The sequence below is a fragment of the Rhizobium beringeri genome (assembly GCF_004306515.1).
Taxonomy (GTDB): domain Bacteria; phylum Pseudomonadota; class Alphaproteobacteria; order Rhizobiales; family Rhizobiaceae; genus Rhizobium; species Rhizobium beringeri.
Window position 1 is genome coordinate 4,142,177 of record NZ_SILG01000001.1, and the last position, 17,329, is coordinate 4,159,505.

Annotated in this window: 15 protein-coding genes, 1 tRNA gene and 1 pseudogene; 7 read left to right on the forward strand and 10 right to left on the reverse strand. The window is 60.5% G+C overall.

What is annotated here, in order from left to right; all coding sequences use genetic code 11:
• Positions 1 to 78 precede the first annotated feature (78 nt).
• Positions 79 to 963 carry an acyl-CoA thioesterase II gene (gene tesB / locus ELH03_RS20690; protein WP_128411866.1) on the reverse strand — a complete coding sequence of 295 codons (885 nt, stop codon included), beginning with the start codon at positions 961 to 963 and terminating at the stop codon, positions 79 to 81.
• A gap of 84 nt (positions 964 to 1,047) precedes the next feature.
• On the opposite strand from tesB, the gene ELH03_RS20695 reads away from it, so the two are divergent.
• The gene (locus ELH03_RS20695; RefSeq protein ID WP_130766602.1) at positions 1,048 to 2,262 is read left to right on the forward strand and encodes a ubiquinone biosynthesis hydroxylase; all 1,215 of its coding nucleotides are present in this window, start codon (positions 1,048 to 1,050) and stop codon (positions 2,260 to 2,262) included.
• Between the two features lie 136 nt (positions 2,263 to 2,398).
• On the opposite strand, the gene ELH03_RS20700 is transcribed toward ELH03_RS20695, so the two are convergent.
• The 4 genes from ELH03_RS20700 to ELH03_RS20715 all read right to left on the reverse strand — a co-directional run bounded on the left by ELH03_RS20700 (position 2,399) and on the right by ELH03_RS20715 (position 5,204).
• The gene (locus ELH03_RS20700; protein ID WP_017966162.1) at positions 2,399 to 2,587 is read right to left on the reverse strand and encodes a Trm112 family protein; all 189 of its coding nucleotides are present in this window, start codon (positions 2,585 to 2,587) and stop codon (positions 2,399 to 2,401) included.
• Between the two features lie 9 nt (positions 2,588 to 2,596).
• Positions 2,597 to 3,283, reverse strand: coding sequence for an LON peptidase substrate-binding domain-containing protein (locus ELH03_RS20705; protein WP_197730010.1), 687 nt, complete (start codon positions 3,281 to 3,283; stop codon positions 2,597 to 2,599).
• A gap of 276 nt (positions 3,284 to 3,559) precedes the next feature.
• Positions 3,560 to 4,534, reverse strand: coding sequence for a thioredoxin (gene trxA / locus ELH03_RS20710; RefSeq protein ID WP_128411869.1), 975 nt, complete (start codon positions 4,532 to 4,534; stop codon positions 3,560 to 3,562).
• Positions 4,535 to 4,694: 160 nt separating this feature from the next.
• The gene (locus ELH03_RS20715) at positions 4,695 to 5,204 is read right to left on the reverse strand and encodes a prolyl-tRNA synthetase associated domain-containing protein (protein ID WP_128411870.1); all 510 of its coding nucleotides are present in this window, start codon (positions 5,202 to 5,204) and stop codon (positions 4,695 to 4,697) included.
• A 257-nt stretch (positions 5,205 to 5,461) separates the two neighbouring features.
• Here ELH03_RS20715 and ELH03_RS20720 point away from each other — a divergent pair.
• Positions 5,462 to 5,536 (forward strand) — tRNA-Gly (locus tag ELH03_RS20720).
• A gap of 203 nt (positions 5,537 to 5,739) precedes the next feature.
• Here the strand turns inward: ELH03_RS20720 and ELH03_RS20725 are convergent.
• Positions 5,740 to 6,489 carry an SDR family NAD(P)-dependent oxidoreductase gene (locus ELH03_RS20725; RefSeq protein ID WP_128400387.1) on the reverse strand — a complete coding sequence of 250 codons (750 nt, stop codon included), beginning with the start codon at positions 6,487 to 6,489 and terminating at the stop codon, positions 5,740 to 5,742.
• Between the two features lie 58 nt (positions 6,490 to 6,547).
• Here ELH03_RS20725 and ELH03_RS20730 point away from each other — a divergent pair, with 58 nt between their 5' ends.
• Positions 6,548 to 7,480: a LysR family transcriptional regulator gene (locus tag ELH03_RS20730; RefSeq protein ID WP_164902018.1), complete on the forward strand. Its 933-nt coding sequence runs from the start codon at positions 6,548 to 6,550 to the stop codon at positions 7,478 to 7,480.
• Here ELH03_RS20730 and ELH03_RS20735 read toward each other — a convergent pair.
• Positions 7,443 to 7,836: pseudogene (locus ELH03_RS20735) on the reverse strand (response regulator transcription factor); the annotation flags it as partial. The gene ELH03_RS20730 and the pseudogene ELH03_RS20735 overlap by 38 nt on opposite strands.
• A 327-nt stretch (positions 7,837 to 8,163) precedes the next feature.
• Between ELH03_RS20735 and ELH03_RS20745 the strand changes: the two are divergent.
• From ELH03_RS20745 to ELH03_RS20755, 3 genes are all read left to right on the forward strand, one after another.
• Positions 8,164 to 9,117, forward strand: a complete 954-nt coding sequence (locus ELH03_RS20745) for an MBL fold metallo-hydrolase (RefSeq protein WP_128411872.1) — start codon at positions 8,164 to 8,166, stop codon at positions 9,115 to 9,117.
• 148 nt (positions 9,118 to 9,265) lie between these two features.
• Positions 9,266 to 10,018 carry an SDR family oxidoreductase gene (locus ELH03_RS20750; protein ID WP_128411873.1) on the forward strand — a complete coding sequence of 251 codons (753 nt, stop codon included), beginning with the start codon at positions 9,266 to 9,268 and terminating at the stop codon, positions 10,016 to 10,018.
• A gap of 143 nt (positions 10,019 to 10,161) precedes the next feature.
• On the forward strand, positions 10,162 to 10,587 hold the full coding sequence (locus ELH03_RS20755; protein ID WP_128411874.1) for a cupin domain-containing protein: 426 nt from the start codon (positions 10,162 to 10,164) through the stop codon (positions 10,585 to 10,587).
• A 692-nt stretch (positions 10,588 to 11,279) separates the two neighbouring features.
• On the opposite strand, the gene ELH03_RS20760 is transcribed toward ELH03_RS20755, so the two are convergent.
• From ELH03_RS20760 to ELH03_RS20770, 3 genes are all read right to left on the reverse strand, one after another.
• Positions 11,280 to 12,485 (reverse strand): NAD(P)/FAD-dependent oxidoreductase, encoded by a 1,206-nt coding sequence (locus tag ELH03_RS20760; protein ID WP_128411875.1) that lies wholly within the window; start codon positions 12,483 to 12,485, stop codon positions 11,280 to 11,282.
• Positions 12,486 to 12,598: 113 nt separating this feature from the next.
• Positions 12,599 to 13,429 carry an alpha/beta fold hydrolase gene (locus tag ELH03_RS20765; protein WP_128411876.1) on the reverse strand — a complete coding sequence of 277 codons (831 nt, stop codon included), beginning with the start codon at positions 13,427 to 13,429 and terminating at the stop codon, positions 12,599 to 12,601.
• A 450-nt stretch (positions 13,430 to 13,879) separates the two neighbouring features.
• The gene (locus ELH03_RS20770) at positions 13,880 to 14,830 is read right to left on the reverse strand and encodes a helix-turn-helix domain-containing protein (RefSeq protein WP_130659343.1); all 951 of its coding nucleotides are present in this window, start codon (positions 14,828 to 14,830) and stop codon (positions 13,880 to 13,882) included.
• A 905-nt stretch (positions 14,831 to 15,735) separates the two neighbouring features.
• Between ELH03_RS20770 and ELH03_RS20775 the strand changes: the two genes are divergently transcribed.
• A complete protein-coding gene (locus tag ELH03_RS20775) occupies positions 15,736 to 17,178 on the forward strand; it encodes a M81 family metallopeptidase (RefSeq protein WP_130766604.1) in 1,443 nt (480 codons plus the stop codon).
• Positions 17,179 to 17,329 lie beyond the last annotated feature (151 nt).

The window sequence follows — 17,329 nt, forward strand, 5'->3', positions numbered from 1 at the left end:
AAAGAGTGCCAATAAACAGGCAAATGATCGGCCAATAAGCGCACAAATAACGCGCAAATTTATAAAGTTGCACAATTTTTATTCATTTGCCTTTTTCCGAATCAGGCCTTCCTGCGCGACCGATGCGATCAGGCTACCCGATCGCGTAAACAGGCTACCCCGGGTTAATCCTCTGGCACCTGAAGCCGACGGACTGTCCTGCGTATAAAGCAACCAGTCGTCGAGCTTGCAGGGTCGGTGGAACCACATGGAGTGATCGAGGCTCGCCACCTGTAGGCTCTGGTCGAAGATGGACGTTCCGTGCGCATAGAGCGACGTATCGAGCAGCGTCATGTCCGAAAGATAGGCAAGCACCGCGGCCTGATAGAGCCGGTCGTCGGGAACCGGGCCGGTGGCGCGCACCCAGACGTCCTGTTTGGGATCGAGCTTCCTGTCGGAAAAATAATGCGTCAGCGAGACGGGACGGATCTCGATCGGTCGCTCACGTTGCCAGTATTTTCGGATCGCCTCCGGCGCATGCGCGAGATACTGTTCCTTGATCTGCTGCTCGCCGAGCAGCGCCTCGGGCATCTCGACCTCGGGCATCGCAATCTGGTGCTCGAAGCCCGGCTCCTCCACCTGGAAGGAGGCCGACAGCGCGAAGATCGCCTTGCCGTGCTGGATGGCGACGACGCGCCTCGTATTGAAGCTCGATCCGTCGCGAATGCGCTCCGCCTGATAGATGATCGGTACCGAGGGATCGCCGGGACGCATGAAATAAGCATGCAGCGAATGGACGAAACGTTCGCCCTCGATGGTGCGCTGCGCCGCCATCAGCGCCTGGCCGATCACCTGGCCGCCGAAGACCCGCTGCCAACCGACCTTGGGGCTGCGGCCGCGGAAGATATCGACCTCGATCGGCTCCAGGTCGAGCGTCGAAAGCAGCGTCTCCATCGCCGAGGGGCCTGATGTCTCGCGCGTCATTTTCTATGTCTCCCGGCGGTAGGAAGTGAAGTTGCGATGATCTATATAGATCACATCTGAGGCATAAGGTACGGGAGCGGCGCGATGCTGGACATGCTGGTTGTGGGTGGGGGTTATGTCGGCCTCTCCGCCGCTGTCGCGGTCAAACAGGCCGCGCCGCATCTGAATGTCGCGGTCGTCGAGGCGGCCCCCGAGCATGTCTGGAAAAATGATACGCGCGCTTCCGCCATCATCGCGGCGGCGGCGAAGATGCTCGAGGTCTTCGGCATCTGGAACGAGATCGAGCCGGAAGCCCAGCCGATCACCAAAATGATCGTCACCGACTCCAAGACCTCCGATCCGGTGCGTCCGGTTTTTCTGACCTTCGACGGTGAAGTGACCGAAGACCGGCCCTTCGCCCACATGATCCCGAATGTTGCGATGGTCGCAGCACTGCGCGGCGCTTGCGAACGGCTCGGCATCGACATCCGCCACGGGCTCGGCGCCGCGGAGCTGAAGACGCACGACACCCATGTCACCGTCACGCTTTCGGACGGCAGCGCGCTGGAAACCCGCCTGCTGGTTGCCTGCGACGGCGTGCGCTCGAAACTGCGCGATCTCGCCGGCATCAGGACCGTCACCTGGGACTACGGCCAGTCCGGCATCGTTGCAACAGTCGAACACGAGCGTCCGCATGACGGTTGCGCCGAGGAACATTTTCTGCCGGCCGGGCCCTTTGCCATCCTGCCGCTCAAGAACAACCGCTCCTCGCTCGTCTGGACGGAGCGGACGCCGGATGCCAACCGGCTGGTCGCCGCCGACGACCTGATCTTCGAGGAAGAGCTCGAACGCCGCTTCGGCCACAAGCTTGGGAGCCTGAAAGTGATCGGCGACAAGCGCGCCTTCCCGCTCGGTCTGACGCTGGCGCGCTCCTTCGTCGCGCCGCGTTTCGCGCTGGCCGGCGACGCCGCGCACGGCATCCATCCGATTTCGGGTCAGGGCCTCAATCTCGGCTTCAAGGATGTGGCGGCACTTGCCGAAACCGTCGTGGACGCCGATCGCCTCGGCCTCGATATCGGCTCGATCAATATCCTCGAGCGCTACCAGAGCTGGCGGCGCTTCGACACTTTCCGCATGGGGGTGACGACGGACGTCCTGAACCGGCTCTTCTCCAACGATGCGACGCCGATCCGAATCGCCCGCGACGTCGGCCTCGGCATCGTCGACCGGCTGCCGCGCCTCAAATCCTTCTTCATCGGCCAGGCGGCCGGAACGACGGCAAAGGACAATCCGCGCCTGCTTGCCGGAGAGACCATTTAACCGTTGTTTTTACGCAATTCCCTGGAATTGCTCTACAGCATGTCGCGCAAAAGTGTGCAGCGGTTTTGCGATAACGACATGCGTGAAAACAAGGACCTAAAGCGCGAGGAGCGAATCTGAAAGATCGCGACGCGCTTTAGTCGTCGAGGCGGCGGGCCTCGGACACCAGCATGATCGGAATGCCGTCGCGGATCGGATAGGCAAGCCGCGCCTTTTCCGAGACAAGCTCATTCTGCTCGCGATCATAGGAAAGCCGGCCCTTGGAGAGCGGGCAGACCAGGAGATCGAGCAGCTTTGGATCGACGCGGCTGAGTTTTTCATCCATGGCGGAAGTCTACTGCAGAACCGTGTCGGAGTCACCGAAGACGCGCGCCAGCACGATTTCGGTAATAGCGATTAGCGTCTCGGCCCGCGTCTTCAGGTCGGGCGCCTCCAGCAGCGCTTGCTTTTCCGCCGGCCCGAAGGGCGACATCATCGCCAGTGAATTGACGAGCGTCAGATTGCTCGCCCGCTCGACGCTCTCCCAGTCTGCCTCCAGCTTGTTGGCATCGAGATAGGCCTTAAAGGCGGTCAGGAGCGCTGCACGATCGACCGCCTCCTCCTCGTTCGCGGCCGAGAGATCGGCGATGAAAGGGGCGATACGGAAGATGCGGAAGGGATCGCTGGTCGCTTTCTCTTCCAGCAGCCGGAAGCGGCAGACGCCGGTCAGCGATACGATATAGCGTCCGTCGCCGGTCTCCGCGAAGGAGGTGATGCGGCCGAGGCAACCGACAGCCGCAAGGTTGGGCTCACCGCCCTTGTCCTCGTGTTCACCGAGTGCCGGCTGGACCATGCCGATCAGCCGGTTTCCGGTCAGTGCTGCATCCAGCATCGCCAGATAGCGCGGCTCGAAAATGTTGAGGGGAAGCTGCCCGGCCGGCAGCAGGAGGGCGCCGGTCAGGGGGAAGACAGCGATCGCATCAGGCAGATCGCCCGGCTTCAGGTATCTGGCATTCCCGACTTGCATGAAACCGTCCCGCATTCTTGTAACGGGCATGCCCGTTCTGACGAGAATGTGGTGCCCTCGTCCGAAAACGCAAGGGCAGATGCTCGAAACTTAACGCATACCCCGAAAATCGGAATCGATTTTCGGAAAGGACTACACGTAGATTCAAAGTGATAGGGCGCGCTTAGCGCATCCAGTTGGATGCGCGGCGCTCAAGCGCAATTCCAGGAAAATGCCAAGCCCTTTCCCCAGGAATTGCGTAAAAACAAAAAGCTGGAGCATTGCTGCGCTTCTATGAAAAAGCAGAGCCGGCTAGGAGAACAGCATCGCCGAAAGCTTGCGGCGCGCTGCAACCGTCGCCGGATCCTTGAAGCCCCAGACCTCAAAGAATTGGAGCAACTGTCGGCGGGCGCCATCATCGTCGAAGGCACGGTCCTTGCGCATGATCAGCAGCAGATGGTCGGCCGCATCGTCGCGCCGGCCTTCGACATTGAGGATCTTGGCGAGCTTCAGACGCGACTCGTGATCATCGGGATTAGCCGCCAGGTCGCGCTCAAGCGCAACGGGATCGCCGAGCTTGCGGGCCTCCTCGATCTGCTCGAGCTTCATCAGCACGGCCTGGATGCCGGCGTCTTTCGCCAGCTCTTCCGGCAATTCCGTCAGTATTTCGCGCGCCCGCTGATGCTGGTTTGCGGCGATCATGCATTCGGCCATGCCGGCAAGCGCCTTGGCATTCTCGGGGTCGGCCTGCATCACGGCGCCATAGAGCTGAGCAGCCTCATTGATATTGCCGGCGGCAAACAGTTCCGCCGCTTCCACAAGCACGGCTTCGATTTCCGCCGCCTCGTCGGCGCCGGCCGGACCGGCGATCCGGTCGATGAACTGCTGGATCTGGCTTTCCGGCACCGCGCCCATGAAACCGTCGGCGGGGCGGCCATTGACGAAGGCGATGACAGCAGGGATCGACTGGATGCCGAGCTGACCGGCGATCGAGGGGTGATCGTCGATGTTCATCTTGACCAGCCGGACGCGGCCCTTGGCTTCGTTGACCACTTTCTCCAAGACCGGCGTCAGCTGTTTGCACGGACCGCACCAGGGTGCCCAGAAATCGACCAGCACCGGCTGCTTGCGCGATTCCTCGATCACATCCTTGCCGAAATTCGCGGTCGTCGTATCCGTGATGTAGCTGCCGGCCGCAGCCGCGGGTTCCGGTGCCGCGCCGAAACTTGTCGTCGCCGTCATCTGATTTCCGAAGGAACCGCTATAGGGGTTGTCGCTGCCGCTCATAGGTATCTCCCGCCGCGCCGATCCTTCCGGCGTCTTTGCTAAAGCATGTCGCGCAAAACTGTGGTGCGGTTTTGCGATAAAGACATGCGCAAAACCAAAGACTAAAGCGCGGCAAGCGAATCTAAAAGATCGCGACGCGCTTTAGCGCTAAAATCGTATGTCAGGACGTCACTTTCAAGACAAGTGGCTTATGTCCCGTCGCTTCCATGAAACGGATGAGGTCACTGCTCGCGATCGAGGTCGTCGCATCATTGGATAGCGGATGGCAGTTGACGATCTCCTCGCGCATCAGCTCGGCATCGAGCACGAAGGTGACATTCTCCGCAGTATCGTTGATCGCGCCGAACGCCGTGACCGAACCCGGAGCCACCCCGAGATACTCCATCAGCTTCTCCGCTCTGCCGAAGGAGACCCGGCCGGACCCGCCGATCGCATTATGCACCTGCTTGAGGTCAACGGCAGCATTTTCCTCCACGGTCAGCAGAAAATACCTGTCCTTCTTGTCCTTGACGAAGAGATTCTTGGTGTGGCCGCCGGGGATCTCATCGCGCAGGGCCACCGATTCGGCGACAGTGAAGACCGGCGCATGGTCGATCGTCTTGTGGGCAATGCCGAGGCTATCGAGAAAGGCAAACAATTCTTCTCTTGTCTTCGGGGCATTTTCGGACATGGGGCAATCCATTGGACGGGAAGGAAAAAAAAGCGAGGCGTTCTGATTAAGTCCGTCCACATCGTTTGGCAATCTTTGCGACCGACGCTTTGCCCCGCATTTGCGGCCTTTCCGCCCGGGCTCTGCGAACACCAGAATTTTTCTTCGCCTCTCCGTCATTTCCCTGTTGCATTTGAAAACCCGTTAGGCCATATAGCGCCGGTCGCCGCGAGGCGGCGCCCACGGTCCAACAACTACCCCGGACCGATGCGGATTGAGCGGGTGTAGCTCAGGGGTAGAGCACAACCTTGCCAAGGTTGGGGTCGAGGGTTCGAATCCCTTCGCCCGCTCCAGTTTTCCAATTGCCCATACCGAAGACATAGGTAACAGATTGTCCCTGAGACAGGGATGACAACCTCGTGCCGAACGGGTTGCCTATGGTTTGCAAAGCCCTCTGCTCCAGATCGATATATCCCAGATCAAGCCGAGCCTCAGCCACTAGACCGACAGGTTCGACAGGTTGTAGGGCCGTTGGGGCTGGCAAAGGGCAGGCCTTTTAAGCCAGGGTCATGCCGCCATCGACATGAAGCTCGATCCCGTTGACAAAGCTTCCTGCATCGGAGGCGAGGAAGAGTGCGGCGCGCGCCAACTCTTCCGGTCGGCCGAGACGGCCGGCGGGGATCAGGGAAGCCATGTAATCTTCGAATGCCGGCCGCTCGGCCTCCGATACGCCCAGCTTGGCGAGGATTTCCGTCTCGACCGGTCCCGGGCTCAGGATGTTGACTCGGATCCGCCGCGACTTGAATTCGATCGCCCAGTTTTTCGCAAAGGCGGCGATTGCTGCCTTTGAACCGGCATAGACGGTATGGTCCGGGAGGACCTTCGTGGCCGCAAGCGAGCTCGTAACAATGATGTTTCCGCCGTCGCGGATCAGAGGGGCGATCGTCTGCACGCCGAAGAACACGCCGCGCGTATTGATTGCGAAATGCCGGTCATAGTCTGCCGGAGTCACCTCGGCGGAGGTGGCGAGATTAATGATCCCAGCATTGGCCATGTAGATGTCGAGCCCGCCGAAGCGGCTCTTCACGGTGTCCGCCAGCCTGCGATGATCTTCCAGGTCGGCGGCATCACCCACGAAGCCGATGGCCGACGGACCGATTTCTTGCACGGCGCGGTCGACAGCATCCTGCCGGCGCCCGGAAATGATGACCTGCGCTCCTTCTTCCGCGAACAGCCGAGCAGTCGCCTTGCCGATGCCGCTATTGCCGCCGGTGATGACCGCGACCTTGTCTTTGAGGTGTTGCATTGTTTATCTCCTTTCAACGAGAAATCAGATAAACGCAGCCACCCTTCGTCATTAGATCATGGGCGGGCACATGATCTGTGCCGCGGAGGTGCAAATGCCGAATCTGCTCAACGAGATGCCCGGATTGATGGCTTTTGTGCGGACGGTAGAGGCCGGATCGTTCAGCGCCGCGGCCCGCGATCTGGCGACGACACCGTCAGCGGTGTCGAAGAGCGTGGCGCGGCTGGAAAAGAAGATTGGCGCCCGGCTGTTCCTGCGCTCCACGCGCGCCCTGACGCTTACCCAGGACGGGCAACTTTTCTTCGACCGCGTTGCGCCGCTGTTGCGGGACCTGGATGCAAGTGAAGAGGCGATCAGGTCCGACGTTGCGCCCTCGGGTCGCTTGCGCATCAGCATGCCTAGCGAAATGGCCCCTCTACTGCTGCCACGCCTCTTCGGAAGCTTTGCAGCCGACTATCCGAACCTGCATCTCGAAGTCGGGCTTACGGATCGGTTCGTCGATCTGATCAGGGAGGACTACGACGTTGTGCTGCGCGTTGGAAATCCCGCGCCGGGGGACCTCATGGTTCGTCGCCTGGCCGACCTGCCGATGGCGATCGTCGCGTCTCCGGCCTTTCTGAAGACCTGGGGCAATCCTGCAACTGCCGAAGCGCTGACGGCTCTGCCCTTTGCCCGCTATGCGCTGGGTGGTGTCACGCAGCCTCTGCGCCTGCCGGACGGGACGAGCTTCATTCCCTTCGGGCGCGTCGATTGCGACTCAGGGGCCGCACTCATTCAGGCTGCGCTGAGTGGGCTGGGAGCGGCCTATCTTCTGCGATGTCTGGTCGCGAAAGACCTGGCAGACGGCACGCTTGTTACACTCGCGGCGGGGTTTGCGTTCCCTAGCGCTCCCTTTAATGCACTGCACGCCTTTGGCCGCACCGTGCCGTTGCGCGTAAAACTGGTCTGCGATTTCATCGCCCGCGAGGCAAAAGCCCTCGAAGCCATCTGAGCACCTGATGTTGGGGTTGGTCAGAATCCCGGTCGGTCTCCCATGCCCCGATCAGCTCACCGACGGAGCGGACCTCCATCTTGCGCATGACATTGGCACGGCGCAGCTTGACCATGACGTCGCTGATGCCGAGGTCGAAGGCGGTCTGATTGTTGAGGCGTCCGCGCGTCACCACCTCGCGTAGGATCTCGCGCTCGCGATGCGCCAGCGTCCCTAAACGTTCAAGATTGCGCTTGACGATGATCGCCTCCGTGCGCCGGGGCCATCAACGCGATACCGGCTATCACTGCATCGAGCAGCGCCTGGTCTGACACCGGCTTGGTGAGGAGATCCACAGCGCCCGCCTTCATCGTTTTGGCAGCGTTCCGCCACTTGGGAAAGGGCGGCGAGCTTCAATCAACGGCCCCGATCATTGCGGGACGTTTCTCTCGCGGCTGCATCCAACAAACCGGCGAGACCCCGGGCGATTGCCGCATGCGCATGCGTCAACAGCAATTGCTCTGCAGCGGCAGCAATCGTTCTGGCGCAGCCGCAGATCGGTTTCGCTAGATCATTAGAGGACACGCCAGCAGTGAGTGTGTCGCCGATCGCTAAAGACTTCACCCCCATTGACCGCGCCTCCCGCCTAGGAAGCGTAAGCCAACCAGGATTAGCACCAGGATAGAACACAGGAGTTTTCAAAGATGAACCAGATGATCAACAACACTCAGGAGGCAAGCATGAAACTGGACAACACCTCACATCCCAGTAGACCGGCACCCGAAGAGCTGGTTCCGTCGCGCTACGCGGTGCGGATCGGCGAGATTGACGTGCTGGTGATCAGCGATGGCGTACTACCGCTCCCAACCGCGATGTTGGGACACAACGCCGAGCCGGCCGCCCGGGCCGCCTGGCTGGGCGACATGTTCCTGCCGCCGGACGCCTTCGACTGGGCACTGAACGTGGTCGTGGTGCGCAGCGGCGGGCAGACCATCCTCATCGACGCTGGGCTAGGATTGGACCCGGACTTGAACTTGCCGCGGGCCGGGCAGTTGATGAAGCGACTGGAGGCCGCCGGCATCGATCTTGGATCCGTGACCGACGTGGTTCTTACACACATGCACATGGACCACGTTGGCGGGCTGCTCGTCGACGGGGTGAAGGACCAGCTGCGTCCGGACCTGCGGATCCATGTGGCCGCTGCCGAGGTCAAATTTTGGGAGTCGCCCGATTTCTCCCACGTCTCGATGCCGGCGGGCTTCCCCGACGCGCTTCGGGCGGCCGCCAAGCGGTTCGCCAAAGAGTATCGCAGCCATCTCAGGCTGTTCGACGACGAGTACGAGGTGGCGCCGGGCGTGGTCGTCTCTCGTACCGGCGGGCACACCCCTGGGCACAGCGTGGTCCGCGTGGCCTCCGGCAACGACCGTCTGATGTTTGCCGGCGACGCCGTGTTCGCGGTCGGGTTCGACCACCCCGACTGGTACAACGGCTTCGAACATGACCCCGAGGAGGCTGCCCGCGTTCGGGTCCGGCTTTTGCGGGAGCTTGCAGCGACCGGCGAACTGCTGGTGGCAACGCACATGCCGTTTCCTTCCGTTGGCCATGTTGCGGTCGACGGCGACGCCTTTCGTTGGGTCCCGGTCTTCTGGGACTACTGACCGCTTGTTGAATTAAGGCCGAACCAAAGCGTGCATCCTTGAAGGCCGTGCCCAGCTCGGCCTTCAAGCCCCAGCTTCAACCAGGCCTTCACCTATCCACCTATTCAACCACGCGCACCGCATGGGCGCGCAGCAAATGGAGCGTCTTATGAAAATCGTGATTATCGGCGGAACCGGCCTGATCGGTTCCAAGACCGCAGAGCGCCTGCGCAAGAAAGGGCATGAGGTCATTGCCGCTGCCCCGAAAACCGGCGTTAATACCCTCACCGGGGAGGGCTTGGCGGAAGCACTGAAGAATACCGACGTGGTGATCGACCTCGCGAACTCGCCATCCTTCGAGGATAAGGCCGTGCTCGAATTCTTTCAGACGGCGGGCAAGAACCTGATGGCAGCGGAAATCGAGGCCGGCGTGAAGCACCACATCGCGCTTTCCATCGTCGGCACGGATCGGTTGCCGGATAGCGGCTATCTTCGAGCCAAGGTCGCCCAGGAAAAGATCATCCGGGAAGCCGGCACTCCCTACACCATCGTGCGTTCCACACAGTTCATGGAATTTCTCGGCGGCATCGCCCAGGAGGGCACGGTTGGCGACACGGCCCGCCTGTCGACAGGTTCCCTGCAGCCGATCGCGTCCGACGACGTCGCCGATTTCGTGACTGACGCGGCGCTTGCCGCGCCGGCTAACGGCATTATCGAAATCTGCGGCCCCGAGCGCGCGCGTCTCTGCGATTTCGCCGCGCGCTACCTCAAGGCGATCGGAGATTCCCGCACCGTTGTCGCAGATCCGGATGCCCGCTATTTCGGCACCAAACTGGAAGACGGTTCACTCGTCTCCGACAACCATCCTCGCATCGGCCGCATCGGTTTCGACGATTGGTTTGCGACAACGCCCAGAAAATAACGAGTTGCGCATGGGCCGCCTGACCGCGGCCCATGCGCCTGTAGCATTACAATTTGATGACTACGCCAAACATATAAAAGATGTACAAAAACAATATGTTATAGAAAACTACGATCCACTCCAAGTCATGAAGGACGAGAAACATGATCAAGTCATTGGCTCTTGCCGTCGCATTGACGGCTCTGCTGTCAGGTTCGGCTCTTGCGCATGATGCGCCCGGTGGCGAGGAGGGCGCAAAGGTTACGCTGGTCTATGACCACAAACTGCCGAACGTACCCGGCAAGAGCATGAAGGGCGTTCTCGTCGAATATGCTCCGGGCGGTTTCTCGGAGGGCCATACACATCCAGTGTCCGCCTTCATATACGCGACCGTTCTCGAAGGCGCGATCCGCAGTCAGGTCAACGATGGCCCCGTAGCTGTCTATGGCGCGGGTGAAAGCTTTTCGGAATTTCCGGGCGATCGCCACGGTGTCAGCGAAAACGCCAGCAAGACTAAGCCGGCAAAGCTCCTCGCTGTCTTCGTGGTCGATACCGCTGAGCAGGAACTGACCTTCCCGATCAAGAAATAGGCGATCTGGCCGGGCACACGATGCCGTGCCCGGCAATTCTTTGACGCAAACCATGATCGGTGAACCCAGCTATGTCAGGTGATGACAACTTCCTGCCGCTTGTCCAACACTCTGGGAATTGCCGGGATCGTCGCGGGGCACATTCAGGGCGGAAACCGTCCGACAGGTCGCCTGATCGTCCAGATCCTTTTCTTTACCGGCATCTCGTGCCCTTTATGGCAAGCATCGCGCCGCACCAGCCCGATGGTACCCGGGCGCGCGAGCCATCCGGGGCCACGGGATGCGCGAGCGCGCGCATCGGTCTGCCTGGCAGCGGCAGCGAACTACTCGGCTCCGAGGTCACCAGTCTTCGCACTGATAGCATAGAGTTCTCTTACCACTTTCTGAACCATATCTCTCCGACCATCGGTTGATGGAGTCATGGGGCTTCGGCCTCAACCAGCTTACAGAAAACGCGGCGGACTTTCCCGATGCCGGGACAATGCAAAGCTTGTTTTGAGCAAATACGGAGACGATCAGGTTTCCAGGTGAGAACCAGTCGGTCTGCTCCTTGCGGCACGCCTTCAAATATTGCTTACGAGCCGAAAACGCTCGGGAAGAAATGATCGATGAAAGATGAGTTGGGTCAGGAACAAGCCGGAATATGGCAAGCTGCGCTCCTATTCAGAGCGCAGCGTCATGTCGGGATCCGATCACAGTTTGGTCACATGCTCCGGATCAGCTGAGGCCAGCGCTGCGGCGCGCTCGGGCTTCGGCGGATAGATCCAGACGGTGTTGATCTCCCGCTTGGTCGCCTTCGCTTTCTCGCCGACCATCTCCACCTTGCGATCCCATCCTCGCGTAAAGAGGGCTCCGGCATCGCCGAGGTCGAGGCAGGTGACATAGGCTTCCTGATGATATTGCCGTGCTGGCACGCCCAGCAGTTCAGCGGCGGCATTGTTGCCCGCGAAGGCGCCCATGCGTGTGGCGTGCTGGCACGACATCAATGCATAGTTGCCGCAGTCGTCGCAAGCGGCGCGCGCCGCATCCCCGGTGGCGAAGACGCCGGGTACGGACGGCACGCGCAGGCAGCCATCGACCAGCAGCCGGTCGAACTTGTCACGCTCGCCGGGAATTTTGGTGGTCAGCGGATTGGCCCGCATGCCTGCCGCCCAGATCACGGTCATGGTTTCGATATGCTCGCCGGTACTCAGCGTAACTCCGGATTTATCCAGCGATGAAACGCCGGCATTGAACCGCGTTTCCACACCGAGCTTGCGAAGTGCTTCCTCGATGATCGGGCGCGGACCTTCGCCCATGTCGGGGGCTACCGCGCTGCTGCGGTCGACGATAATGACACGCGGATTGACGGTTTTGTCGAACAGGGTCCGCAGCCGCGAAGGCATCTCGGTCGCCGCCTCGATACCTGTGAAACCGGCGCCGGCAACAACGATTGTGTCGCGCGCGGTCGAGGCTGGCATCTTCGCAAGCTCGTGCAGGTGGCGATCAAGGGCAATGGCGTCATCGACGTTATCGACGCTGAGGGCGTATTCGGCGAGGCCGGGAATATTCGGACGGAACAGCCGGCTGCCGGTGGCGAGCACAAGGCGATGATACTGAAGGGACCTTCGTTTGCCCTTGGCGCTGACGACGTCTACGGTGCCGGCCTTCGTGTCGACCGCTTCAACGCTGCCCTGCACGTAGGCGACATCGACGGCATCAAATACATCCTGCAAAGGTGCCGTCAGGCTCTCGGGCTTCGGCTCATAAAGCCGGGGGCGGATGACGAGCGTCGGTTCCGGGGACACCAGCACGATTTCGAGCTCTTCGGGCGAAACGCCTTCGATATCGCGCAGGCGGGCTGCGGAAAGTGCGGCGTACATGCCGGCAAACCCGGCGCCTACAATCACAAGTCTCATGTTATTCACTCCGTGGTTTGTAGTTTCAAAGGGCAGCGCGTCACCGTTGCCGCTCCCGATGGGCGGCGAGATGGTCGGTAACGATGGCGCGCGGATTGGTGAAGCGATGTCGCTCAGGCGGTGATGAAGGCCAGTATGTCGGCATTGACGACATCTGCATGGGTCGTGCACAGACCATGCGGCAGTTTCTCGTAGATTTTCAGCGTGCCGGCCTGCAGGAGCTTCGCCGACAATGGAGCGGCAGCACCGATGGGAACGATCTGGTCGTCATCGCCATGCAACACCAGCGTCGGCACGGTGATGCTCTTCAGGTCCTCGGTGAAATCCGTCTCCGAGAATGCCTTAATGCCTTCGTAATGCGCTTTCGCGCCGCCCATCATGCCCTGACGCCACCAATTTGAGATCACCGCCTGCGACGGCTCGGCACCTGGGCGGTTGTAACCGTAGAAGGGGCCGCTCGGAAAATCGCGATAGAACTGCGAACGGTTGGCAGCGAGCTGGCTGCGCAATCCGTCGAATGCCTCGATCGGCAAACCGCCGGGATTGGCGCCGGTCTTCAACATCAATGGCGGCACGGCCGCAATCAGGATCAGTTTGGCAACGCGACCTTTGCCGTAGCGCGCGACATACCGCGCGGCTTCACCGCCGCCGGTAGAGTGGCCGACATGGATCGCGTTGCGAAGATCGAGGTAGTCGATCATTGCGGCAACATCGGAGGCGTAGTGATCCATGTCATGACCGTCGCTCACCTGGCTCGATCGGCCGTGGCCGCGGCGATCATGAGCGATCACGCGAAAGCCTTTGCCGAGGAAGAAGAGCATTTGATTATCCCAATCGTCGGAGCTGAGGGGCCAGCCATGGTGAAAGACGATCGGCTGAGCGGACTTCGGTCCCCAGTCCTTGTAAAAAAGCTGAACACCGTCGCTGGTTGTAATGGAGGTCATTGTGCTGATCCTTTGGAGAATATTTGTTTCGGCGCCCGTCATCGCCGGACGGACAGTTGCTAAAATCGGATATGCAAGCCGCTACGGGTCGCTTCGTTGCGACCGACCCGTAATCGGTGTCCCAGACCATCCTTTGTCTCCGCAGGGTCCATTGGTATGGGCGCAATGGTGGTTTAGCGAAACACGTCTACGGCTGCGCCAGAGGGATTGGCGCCATTGCAGAGCAATTGCGGTTTAGCGGCTGCGCCGCAGTTCATCGCCCGGCGTTTTACCGGTCAGCTTTCGAAATGTGGCGGCCAAGGCTGTTTGCGAGGCGCAGTCAAGTGAGGTTACAACCAACGCCATGCCAAGGGGATTGCGCGGCATGGTCGTCGCGAGCTCGAGCCGATGGCGTGGAAGCGAAGAACCGGACCGTCCGGAATCTGAGGCGAGGGCGAAAGGAGATCGCGGTCAGCCGTGGCGGCGGCGCCAATCAGTCGGTGTTTCACCGGTCAATTTTCGGAATGCAGCTGCAAATGCTGTTTGCGAGGCATAGCCGAGGGAGGCTGCGACCAACGCGATCGAATTTTGAGGATCGCGCAGCATGTTTATGGCTTGCTCGAGCCGATATTGACGCAGCCAGTTGTGAGGTGAAAGCCCCGTGCTTTCCTTGAAAGCGCGACAGAAATGAAAACGCGACAGCCCGGAATCGGCAGCGAGGGCCGCGAGGGAGACGTCCGCGTCGGCGTCCGACCGCAATCGTTCGATGGCCCGGCGCAGCACGCTCGGCGCGAGGCCGCCGAGCGCCGGCTGATAGCTCGGTGCCTTGCCTGTGTGCGCGGCCAGCAGGCGCGTGGCCAGAAGGTCGGTCAACTGCTGCCTGAACAGTGTATCTAGTGCCGTATTGCCTTCCAGGACATCGGCTGCGCTCAGGAGCAATCTCGATGTAATGAGGTCCGGATGCGCCGTTCGCTCCAAGAGATCGGTCGGCGTGAAAGTATCGGTTTCGTCGGCGATGCGCGTCAGCGTCGAGCGGGGAAGATAGAGCTGAACGACATCAACCGGTTTTGGAATATCCCATCGGGAGCTTGATCCAGCCGGGATGATGATCACGACCCCGCGACGAAACGTTCCGCTCTCGATCGATCTTCCGGACCGCCGTTCCATGCGCTGTATCGCGCCGTTGTAAGCCATGATGACGTGGTCGGTCATGGGCTCGACGACATCATGCAAGGGGCCGTGATTCCAGTGGGCGATTGCACCGCCGGAGGGGTCTGCCGCAAGATGAATTGGCGCAGTCCTCAGAACGCGCGACATCTCGTTTGCAGGATTGTGGTCAGCAGCCGGCATTTCGTCCCGGCGAGCCTCGATTGCCTCATCCGGCGAGCTCTCGATAGGATCGCTGGAGCAAGGCAAGCTCATGGTTGCGCGCTCGTTGACAGGCGCTGCTTATGTGCGATCCCGACAACAATCGCGGGCTCATTGAGCATCCGCCTATGGTGGCCGACGTCGTCAATCCTACTACCCATGACATGCCCCAATGTCGCGAGCGATTTCGCCGTGCTTTTGATTATTCGCGTTGTGCGATGCAGGGTAAATATCAAAAACTTTCGAGGGCAAAAACCTATTCTCTAGGATAGGTTGCCTTCGCCATTGGACCTCGTTCTCAACCGATAAAATTAGATGTTTGCATAGCGCCACGATTGACGCCCTTGCGCCAACGCACGGCAAGGGACCGTATGGGTTCCGAAACTCATGTGGAGTGGGTGGGCGCATCGACTTCCAGTTCGGTGAACCTGTCGAGCGCTTCGCTGAATTCATCGGCCAGCCAGACCCCCACCATAATCTATATAGCACTTCGGAATCCCGAAATTGGTTGCGGTGTTGAAATCATTGGGTGTTTCCCCGCGGCGACACCGCCCAAAACGCGACGAATTTCGGAATCCCGAAGCGGGGGGATTTCGGGATTCCCAAGTGGGATTTTTTCTTTATGGCGACGCTGACGCGTTTGTCGGCAGCAATCGGCTCGCGGCATCCGACGGAAAAACCGAGTCGGTCGGTGGCTCACCGATGACGGCACCTTCCACCTCCACGCCGGCTTAGAAGATCAAGATTGTAATTTATTTTGGTTGATTGGTTCGTTTGTAAACTTATTGTCGAGGCAAAAGGACGCGTCTTCGGATCGAATCCCGAATGTTCAGTTTATCGCAGCACAAACTCCGTCGACCCACAGATCCGCACCCGGCGCGTCGATACCGGCGCTGGAGCCGGGTTGCCAGCATCGCCCATAGCTTTCTGACTGCTCCCAACATCAACTGAGGTTTCCCATGCGCATCGCCGTCGGTGGCATTCATATCGAATGCAGCACATACAACCCCGTCCTGAACGACGAGAAGGATTTCCGCGTGCTGCGCGGCGCGGCGCTGCTGGAAGCGCCGTATTTCGCCTTCCTCAGAGATTACGATGCCGAGTTTCTGCCGACGATCCATGCGCGCGCCATTGCGGGCGGTCCGGTTTCGCGCGCCACCTACGAGGCCTTCAAGGGTGAATTCCTCGAGCGGCTGAAGCCGATGCTGCCGCTCGACGGTCTCTATCTCGCCATGCATGGCGCCATGTATGTCGAGGGCATGGAGGATGCCGAAGGGGACTGGATCAGTTCGGCCCGTGCGCTGGTCGGCAAGGATTGCACGGTTTCGGCAAGCTATGACCTGCACGGCAACGTCACGCAGCGCATCATCGATGCGCTCGATATCTATTCCACCTACCGCACCGCGCCGCATATCGATGTCGAGGAGACGATGCGCCGCTCCGTCTCCATGCTGGTAAAGAGCCTGAAAACCGGCGAGAGGCCGATCGTTCTCTGGGCGCCGATTCCCGTCGTGCTGCCCGGCGAGCGCACCAGCACCGTCGATGAGCCGGCAAAGAGCCTCTATGACATGCTGCCTGGGATCGATGCGATCGACGGCGTCTGGGATGCATCGCTGATGGTCGGCTATGTCTGGGCCGACGAACCGCGCGCCACCGCCGCCGCCATCATGACCGGCACCGACCGCACCGTGCTGGAGCGCGAAGCGAAACGCCTCGTGAGGGCTTATTGGGATGCGCGCGAAGACTTTGTTTTCGGCTGCGAGACCGGCTCGGTCGAAGAATGCGTCGAAAAGGCGATCGCAAGCCCGACCGCCCCTGTGGTGCTTGCCGAATCCGGCGACAACCCGACCGGCGGCGGCGTCGGGGACCGGGCCGATGTTTTGGCCGAGCTGATCGCCAGGGATGCCACCGGCGTCGTCTTTGCCGGCATTGCCGACAAGGCAGCGACTGAGGCCTGTTATGCCGCAGGCATCGGTACGGAACTGGAGCTCAGCGTCGGCGCCTCGCTCGACACCAAAGGCAGTAAGCCCGTTCACGGCCGCTTCACGGTCAAATTCCGGCATGAGACATCAGATCCCACTGACCGCCAGGCGGTGGTTTCGATCAGTGGCATCGATCTGGTGCTTTCCGCCAAGCGTCGGCCCTATCACAACATCGCCGATTTCACCCGGCTCGGCCTCGACCCGCACCAAGCGAAGATCATTGTCGTCAAATCGGGCTATCTCTCGCCGGAACTGGCGCCGCTCGCCAATCCGAACCTGATGGCGCTATCAACAGGTGTCGTCGACCAGTTCGTCGAGCGGCTGCCGCGGCTGCGCAAGCAGCATCCGACCTACCCCTTCGACAAGGATTTTGCCTTCGAGCCGCAGGTCTTTCTCTCCGCACGCTCGACGCCGGCCTGAGCTTCACCTGAACCAATTGCGTTTTTCTGGATGACATTGTCGATCGCGGCGTCGCCCTGTCGCTGCGATCGACTGCTTTCCCGTATCGCGGCAATGGCGCAAATTGAGCAAAAAACGGGCAGATTTCCATTTGCACAAAAAAGCGCTTGAC

What these genes read in the sequence shown, in the direction of transcription:
- ELH03_RS20765 (WP_128411876.1), bottom strand. Translation starts at nt 13,429, where the DNA reads ATGACCTCCATTACAACCAGCGACGGTGTTCAGCTTTTTTACAAGGAC.
- ELH03_RS20755 (WP_128411874.1), top strand. Translation starts at nt 10,162, where the DNA reads ATGATCAAGTCATTGGCTCTTGCCGTCGCATTGACGGCTCTGCTGTCA.
- ELH03_RS20760 (WP_128411875.1), bottom strand. Translation starts at nt 12,485, where the DNA reads ATGAGACTTGTGATTGTAGGCGCCGGGTTTGCCGGCATGTACGCCGCA.
- ELH03_RS20725 (WP_128400387.1), bottom strand. Translation starts at nt 6,489, where the DNA reads ATGCAACACCTCAAAGACAAGGTCGCGGTCATCACCGGCGGCAATAGC.
- ELH03_RS20730 (WP_164902018.1), top strand. Translation starts at nt 6,548, where the DNA reads ATGGGCGGGCACATGATCTGTGCCGCGGAGGTGCAAATGCCGAATCTG.
- ELH03_RS20745 (WP_128411872.1), top strand. Translation starts at nt 8,164, where the DNA reads ATGAACCAGATGATCAACAACACTCAGGAGGCAAGCATGAAACTGGAC.
- ELH03_RS20750 (WP_128411873.1), top strand. Translation starts at nt 9,266, where the DNA reads ATGAAAATCGTGATTATCGGCGGAACCGGCCTGATCGGTTCCAAGACC.
- ELH03_RS20700 (WP_017966162.1), bottom strand. Translation starts at nt 2,587, where the DNA reads ATGGATGAAAAACTCAGCCGCGTCGATCCAAAGCTGCTCGATCTCCTG.
- ELH03_RS20705 (WP_197730010.1), bottom strand. Translation starts at nt 3,283, where the DNA reads ATGCGGGACGGTTTCATGCAAGTCGGGAATGCCAGATACCTGAAGCCG.
- ELH03_RS20715 (WP_128411870.1), bottom strand. Translation starts at nt 5,204, where the DNA reads ATGTCCGAAAATGCCCCGAAGACAAGAGAAGAATTGTTTGCCTTTCTC.
- tesB (WP_128411866.1), bottom strand. Translation starts at nt 963, where the DNA reads ATGACGCGCGAGACATCAGGCCCCTCGGCGATGGAGACGCTGCTTTCG.
- trxA (WP_128411869.1), bottom strand. Translation starts at nt 4,534, where the DNA reads ATGAGCGGCAGCGACAACCCCTATAGCGGTTCCTTCGGAAATCAGATG.
- ELH03_RS20770 (WP_130659343.1), bottom strand. Translation starts at nt 14,830, where the DNA reads ATGAGCTTGCCTTGCTCCAGCGATCCTATCGAGAGCTCGCCGGATGAG.
- ELH03_RS20775 (WP_130766604.1), top strand. Translation starts at nt 15,736, where the DNA reads ATGCGCATCGCCGTCGGTGGCATTCATATCGAATGCAGCACATACAAC.
- ELH03_RS20695 (WP_130766602.1), top strand. Translation starts at nt 1,048, where the DNA reads ATGCTGGACATGCTGGTTGTGGGTGGGGGTTATGTCGGCCTCTCCGCC.